Here is a 6332-nt window from a genome sequence, read left to right as displayed (position 1 = left end):
TTGCGGGGGAAAGAAAAAGCGGCGCCTCGCTCGGGGCTTCGTGTCCCTCCGCTTCGCTCCGGGCCACGAAGCCCGAAACCGCGGCTCCGCCGCTCTCCGCGCTGCGCGCGTCGATCACTGGGGTGGGCGCGGGTCGGGGGCGCTGACGCGCCGGGGGTGGGGCGCCGGGGGGGGTGGCACACCGGGGGACGCGCTTGGGGGTGACGCGCCGGGGGCTAGGAGCCGATCCGCTCGCGCAGCTTGCGGCCCTTCTCGGTCGCCTGCGCCTTCAGCTCGGCCTGGAACGCGGTCATCCGCGCCAGCAGCGCCGGATCGTGCGCCGCCAGCATCCGCACCGCGAGCAGCCCGGCGTTGCGCGCGCCGCCGATCGAGACGGTGGCCACCGGCACGCCGGCCGGCATCTGCACGATCGACAACAACGAGTCCATGCCGTCCAGGTACTTGAGCGGCACCGGTACACCGATCACCGGCAGCGGGGTGACCGAGGCGAGCATCCCGGGCAGGTGCGCGGCGCCGCCCGCGCCCGCGATGATCGCCTTGAGGCCGCGCCCGGCCGCGCTCGTGCCGTACTCGATCATCTCCTGCGGCATCCGGTGCGCGGAGACCACGTCGGCCTCGTACGCGATCCCGAACTCGTCCATGACCTGCGCGGCGAGTTCCATCACCGGCCAGTCCGAGTCGGACCCCATGACGATGCCGACGACGGGCTGCGTGCTCATTCGGTGATGTCCCCTCGGAGGTAGTCGGCGGCGTGCCGGGCGCGCTCGCGCACGTCCGCCAGGTCGTCGCCGCACACGGTGACGTGCCCGACCTTGCGGCCGGCCTTCACGTCCTTGCCGTACATGTGCACCTTGACCCCGGGATCGCGGGCCATCACGTGCAGGTACGGGCGGTACATGTCCGGGTAGTCGCCGCCGAGCACGTTGACCATCACGGTCCACGGCGCCCGGGCGCGCGGGTCGCCCAGCGGCAGGTCGAGCACCGCGCGCAGGTGGTTCTCGAACTGCGAGGTGACCGCGCCGTCGATGCTCCAGTGCCCACTGTTGTGCGGACGCATGGCCAGCTCGTTGACCAGGATCCGGCCGTCGGTGGTCTCGAACAGTTCGACCGCGAGGTGTCCGGTCACATGCAGCTCGCCCGCGATCGACAGCGCGATCCGCTGCGCCCGCACCGCGAGCTCCTCGGCCAGGTCCGGCGCGGGCGCGATCACCTCGCGGCACACGCCGTCCACCTGGATCGACTCGACCACGGGATAGGCCACCGCCTGGCCGTGCGGCGAGCGCACCACGCAGGCCGCCAGCTCGCGGGTGAAGTCGACCTTCTCCTCGGCGAGCACCGGCACCCCGGCCGCGAACGGCACGGCGGCCTCGTCCTCGCCGCGCACGATCCACACGCCCTTGCCGTCGTAACCGCCGCGGGTGGTCTTGAGCACCACCGGCCAGCCGCCCACCTCGGCGGCGAACGCCGCGACGTCGGCCGGATCGGTCACGATCCGGTTGCGCGGGCACGGCACGCCGATCTCGGCCAGCCGGGCGCGCATGACGCCCTTGTCCTGGGCGTGCACCAGGGCCCTCGGACTCGGCCGCACGGCCACGCCGTCGGCCTCCAGGGCGTCCAGGAGCGCGGTGGGCACCTGTTCGTGGTCGAAGGTGACCACGTCACAGCCCTGCGCGAAGCGGCGCAGGTCGGCGAGGTCGTCCTCACTGCCGAGCACGACGTCGCCGACGACCTGGGCCGCGGATTCGGACGGGGATGCGGCGAGTACGCGAAAGCGGGCGCCGAGCGGGATTGCGGCCTGGTGCGTCATACGGGCGAGCTGGCCGCCGCCGACCATGCCGACGACTGGGAACGTCACGGGGGAAGGGTACCGACCCGACCCGGGTGGGCGTGTCGGCGGGCGTTCCGGGCGCCGCCGAGCAGGGCCCGAACGACATGTACCGGATGGGGTGGAAGATGTTCCGGTAAAGAGTCCGCAACGGGAGGGAGACCGCGCGCCGATGCCGAACGGCCGCGGCGGCTACCCTCGTCGGGTGAGTCGTCATGCCGATAGCACCCGCGGAGCCACAGCAGCGTCCGGGCCGTCGCCCGTCGACGCACGTCCCGACACGGTCGGCAGGCCGCCCGCGAGCCGGGTCGCGCGCTTTCGCGCCGAGGTCACCCAATTCCTGGTCGCGGGCGGGCTCGCCTACGCGGTGGACGTACTCGTGTTCAACCTCGGCCTCTCGCTCGGCATGGGCGGGGTCGCGGCGAAGATCATGTCCTCGATCCCGGCGACGATCGTCGCCTACGTCGGTAACCGGTACTGGACCTATCGGCATCGGGACCGCACCGGCGTCGGCCGCGAATACACCCTCTTCTTCGTGTTCAGCGCGATCGCGGCGGGCATCCAGGCATCGAGTGTGTACGTCTCGCACACCCTGATGGGCTACGAGAGCAAGCTCGCCGACAACATCTCGGCGAACATCGTCGGTATGGCCCTCGGCACGCTGTTCCGCTTCTGGGCATTCCGCACCTGGGTGTTCAAGCACAAACGGCCGGAATCCGTGCCGGTCGTCGAAGGTGGCATGTCGTGAAGGCGCTCCGGGATTGGTACGGCCGGGTCGGACACCTGCTGCACGAGACGCTGAAGTTCGGCGCCGTGGGCGGCTTCGGCGTGATCGTCAACGTGATCGTGTTCAACATCTGCCGCAACCACCTGGGCCTGGCCTCGGTGCGCTCGTCGATGATCTCGACCGCCATCGCGATCGTGGTCAACTACCTGGGCAACCGGTACTGGGCCTTCCGACACCGGACGTCCGAGGACAGTCGCCGCGAGTTCGTGCTGTTCATGGTGTTCAGCGGGGTCGGTATGGCGATCGAGGCGGGCACCGTGGCCGTCTCGCACTACTGGCTCGGCTACCCCTCGCTGCTCGCGGACAACGTCGCCAAGTACGCGGTCGGCCTGCCGCTGGGAACACTGTTCCGCTTCTGGTCCTACCGCACGTGGGTGTTCACCGGCACCCGCCAGGTCGACCGCAAGGCGGTCCGGGTGGTCGCGCCGCAGGCGACCGAGGACGCCGCGGAGGGCGACGCGCGGCCGGGCGGGGCGCGCCTGGACTCCGAGGCGGCCCGGCTGGTCGAGGACGAGAGCGAGACGTCCCGGGCCTGAGGCCCGGGACTTGAAGGCTCGGGGCTCGAAGGCTCGGGATCCGAAGGACCCTAGTTCGAAGGACCGGGATCCGAGGGACCGAAGTTCGAAGGACCGGAGATCGAAGGCTTGGGGTTCGAAGGCCCGAAGGCCTCACCCCGGCGGTTCCTCCGGGTGGGCCGCCAGGAACACCGCGAACACCGGCGGGCGCTGCTGGAGCAGTTCCAGGCGGCCGCCGTCCGCCTCGGCCAGGTCGCGGGCGACCGCGAGGCCCAGTCCGGTCGAGTTGTGGCCGCTGACCGCCCGCTCGAACACCCGCGCGCCCAGCTCGTCGGGCACTCCCGTGCCCTCGTCCTCGACCTCGACCACCACCGACGTACCGGTCGTCCGGGTCCGGATGTTCACCGCGCCCGCGCCGTGCATGAGGGTGTTCTCGACCAGCGTCGCGAGCACCTGGGACAGCGCGCCGGGCGTGGCCACGGCGGTCAGCCCACGCTCCCCCTCGACCCGGATGTTGCGCTTGGCCTCGCGGAAGTTGGGCCGCCACTCGTCGATCTGCTGCTGGATCACGTCGTCCACCCGCACGGTGACCGCGGACATGTTGCGCGGGTCGCGCCCGCCGCTGCCGCGCCGGCTGCTGGTCAGCAGCCGCTGCACCACGTCGGTGAGCCGCTCCACCTGGGAGAGCGCGATCGCGGCCTCCTCCTTGACGGTCTCCGGGTCCTCGGTCGCGACGATCTCCTCGAGGCGCATCGAGAGCGCGGTGAGCGGGGTGCGCAGTTGGTGCGAGGCGTCCGCGGCGAGTCGGCGCTCGGCGGTGAGCATCCGGGCGATGCGTTCGGCGCTCTGGTCCAGCACCTCGGCCACCCGATCCAGTTCGGGTACGCCGTACCGGCGGTGTCGGGGTCGGGGGTCGCCGGAGCCGAGCCGTTCGGCGGTCTCGGCCAGGTCGGTCAGCGGGCGGGCCAGCCGACGGGCCTGCCACACGGCGAGGGCGGCGGCGGCCGCGACGGCGAGCAGCGCGACACCGAGGATCAACAGGAGGGATTCGCGGATCTTGCCGGTGACCCGCTCGCGCGGCTCGCCGACGGTGACCGAGTCGCCCATCTCGCCGTGCATGTCCTTCTCGAAGACCCGGCCGCTCGGTTTGTCGCCGATCACCAGCGGGGCCTCACCCGGCAGCCGCACGATCGCGTAGCGATGCGGTTCGATCTGGCGGTGCAGCAGTTCCGCGTCCGAGCGTTCACCGGAGGCCAGCCGCAGCTCGACGACCTCCAGGATGCGCGCGGCCTCGGCCTTGAGGCTGTCGCCGGCGCTGTTCTCGATCGCGTGCGTCTCCACGAACGCCAAGGGCACGCCGAGGACCGCCACGACGACCAGGACCACGCCGAGCGTGGTGTTGATGAGCCTGCGACGCAAGGTTGGTCCCGTCAGCTTTCCGAGGTCGGTTCCCGCGAAGTCGGCCCGGCTCGAAATCAGCTCTTCTCGAAGCGGAAGCCCACGCCGCGCACGGTGGTGATGTACCGGGGGTTGCCCGCGTCGTCGCCGAGCTTCTTGCGCAGCCACGAGATGTGCATGTCCAGCGTCTTGGTGGAACTCCACCACGTGGTGTCCCACACCTCGCGCATGAGCTGGTCACGGGTGACCACCCGGCCGGCGTCGCGCACGAGCACCCGCAGCAGGTCGAACTCCTTGGCGGTGAGCTGGAGCTCCTCCTCGCCGATCCAGGCGCGGTGCGAGTCGACGTCGATACGTACGCCGTGCACCCCCTGGCCGACGTCGGCGGCGCCGCGCCGCAGCAGCGCGCGAACACGCGCGAGCAGCTCGGCGAGCCGGAAGGGCTTGGTGACGTAGTCGTCGGCACCGGCATCGAGGCCGACCACTGTGTCCACTTCGTCGGCGCGCGCGGTCAGGACCAGCACCGGGAAGCCGTGCCCTTCGGCACGCAGCCGCCGGCACACCTCCAGGCCGTCCATCCCGGGCAGACCGAGGTCGAGGACGAGCAGGTCCACCCCGCTCTGCGCGGCGCATTCGAGAGCGCTTGGGCCGTCCTCGCGCACCTCGACCTCGTAGCCCTCTCGGCGCAACGCACGCGCGAGCGGTTCGGAGATGGATGCGTCGTCCTCGGCGAGCAGTACGCGGGTCATGACCTTGATGTTACTGAGCCATCGGCTCGAGGTTGACGAGCTCCGGCCGACAGACCTGCGGCGGCCGGAAATCGGCGGGGATTTTTCGCTGATCGGAGGGCTGTGACGAAATCTGCCCGAACCGGAGCGGATCGTCCCCGGACGTGCGCCGCCGCCACGCCGACGGCGGGCCCGTCACCATTCGTCGTCCGAGTGCCGACGCCACGAGTACACCATCGTGACCGCGGCCATCAGCAGGATCAGCGCGCCGCCCACGATCATCACGATCGTGCCGCCGGAGACGTCGCCGTCGTCCTCGCCCCGGCTCACGACGTCGACGCCCTTTCGGCCGGCTTCCCGGGCGACCTCGCCCACACTCGCGACCGGGCTCTCCGCGAGCGTTATCGGGCCCTGTGCCGACGCCTGGCCCGATATCGCGGGCGGCACGGCACCCGGATCGCCCGGGTCGCCGGACGGCGCGTCCACGCCCTTCGCCGACAGGTCGACCCGGAGCGTGGTCGCGGGCGGCGCGGGTGCGGTCGGGAAGCACGTGGTGATCTGGTCGCCGAAGATCGCGGTGCTGGTGACCATCTTGCCCGGGGCGATCCGGATGTCGCCCCTGGCGTCGAGCGGCACGGTGACCTCGCCTTCGTACGGCGGCACCACGATCTGCGCCGGCGTACCCGGGATGTCGACCCGCATCTTCGGGCCCTGGAGCGTGAGTTCGCCACTCGCGCCGCCGGAGAGCACGAGTTGGATGGACGGGGTCAGCGGGGTGCCGGGGAACGGCAGCGGGCTGGTCGCGGGGCTGCCGCCGAGGGTGACCTTGATCCGCACCCTGTCGCCGGGGCGGACCGGCTCGCTCGGCGCCTCCAGCGTGATCTGCTGCGGGCCGTCGACCGCGGGCTGATCCAGCGGGATGACGCAGTGCACCTGCACGGTCAGTGGTTCCGCCGCGCCGGCGGGCGGGGCGAGCGCGAGCGCCGGGCCGACCGTGCAGCCCAGGGCGAGGGCGGCGCTCGCCAAGCGTGGAGCCGAGAGAGCCATCGGGGGTCGCGTTCCCTTCTGATGGTGGCGGG

General features: G+C 71.6%; 7 protein-coding genes. 2 read left to right on the top strand and 5 right to left on the bottom strand.

Translation table 11 applies throughout. The annotated features are described in order from the left end of the window. Positions 1-215: 215 nt before the first annotated feature. Complete coding sequence (purE, locus tag ACWCPW_RS24030) at positions 216-719, bottom strand: 5-(carboxyamino)imidazole ribonucleotide mutase (protein ID WP_449763659.1); 504 nt, start codon at positions 717-719, stop codon at positions 216-218. Then, positions 716-1855 carry a 5-(carboxyamino)imidazole ribonucleotide synthase gene (locus tag ACWCPW_RS24025; RefSeq protein WP_449763658.1) on the bottom strand — a complete coding sequence of 380 codons (1140 nt, stop codon included), beginning with the start codon at positions 1853-1855 and terminating at the stop codon, positions 716-718. The genes purE and ACWCPW_RS24025 overlap by 4 nt, the downstream gene beginning before the upstream one ends. 175 nt (positions 1856-2030) lie before the next feature. On the opposite strand from ACWCPW_RS24025, the gene ACWCPW_RS24020 reads away from it, so the two are divergent. Both ACWCPW_RS24020 and ACWCPW_RS24015 read left to right on the top strand, forming a co-directional pair. Beyond that, entirely contained in the window at positions 2031-2573 is a 543-nt protein-coding gene (locus ACWCPW_RS24020; protein WP_449763657.1) for a GtrA family protein, read from the top strand. Beyond that, positions 2570-3148 (top strand): GtrA family protein, encoded by a 579-nt coding sequence (locus tag ACWCPW_RS24015; RefSeq protein WP_449763656.1) that lies wholly within the window; start codon positions 2570-2572, stop codon positions 3146-3148. Before ACWCPW_RS24020 ends, ACWCPW_RS24015 begins: the two co-directional genes overlap by 4 nt. A 132-nt stretch (positions 3149-3280) precedes the next feature. Here the strand turns inward: ACWCPW_RS24015 and ACWCPW_RS24010 are convergent, their stop codons facing one another. The 3 genes from ACWCPW_RS24010 to ACWCPW_RS24000 all read right to left on the bottom strand — a co-directional run bounded on the left by ACWCPW_RS24010 (position 3281) and on the right by ACWCPW_RS24000 (position 6279). Then, entirely contained in the window at positions 3281-4546 is a 1266-nt protein-coding gene (locus ACWCPW_RS24010) for an ATP-binding protein (RefSeq protein ID WP_449763655.1), read from the bottom strand. Between the two features lie 56 nt (positions 4547-4602). Then, positions 4603-5274 carry a response regulator transcription factor gene (locus tag ACWCPW_RS24005; RefSeq protein WP_020556678.1) on the bottom strand — a complete coding sequence of 224 codons (672 nt, stop codon included), beginning with the start codon at positions 5272-5274 and terminating at the stop codon, positions 4603-4605. A gap of 174 nt (positions 5275-5448) precedes the next feature. Continuing rightward, on the bottom strand, positions 5449-6279 hold the full coding sequence (locus ACWCPW_RS24000; RefSeq protein ID WP_449763654.1) for a hypothetical protein: 831 nt from the start codon (positions 6277-6279) through the stop codon (positions 5449-5451). Positions 6280-6332 lie beyond the last annotated feature (53 nt).

Source organism: Embleya sp. NPDC001921 (assembly GCF_053594475.1).
Note: the sequence above shows the minus strand (reverse complement) of the source record. Positions and strands in the feature narration are given on the sequence as shown.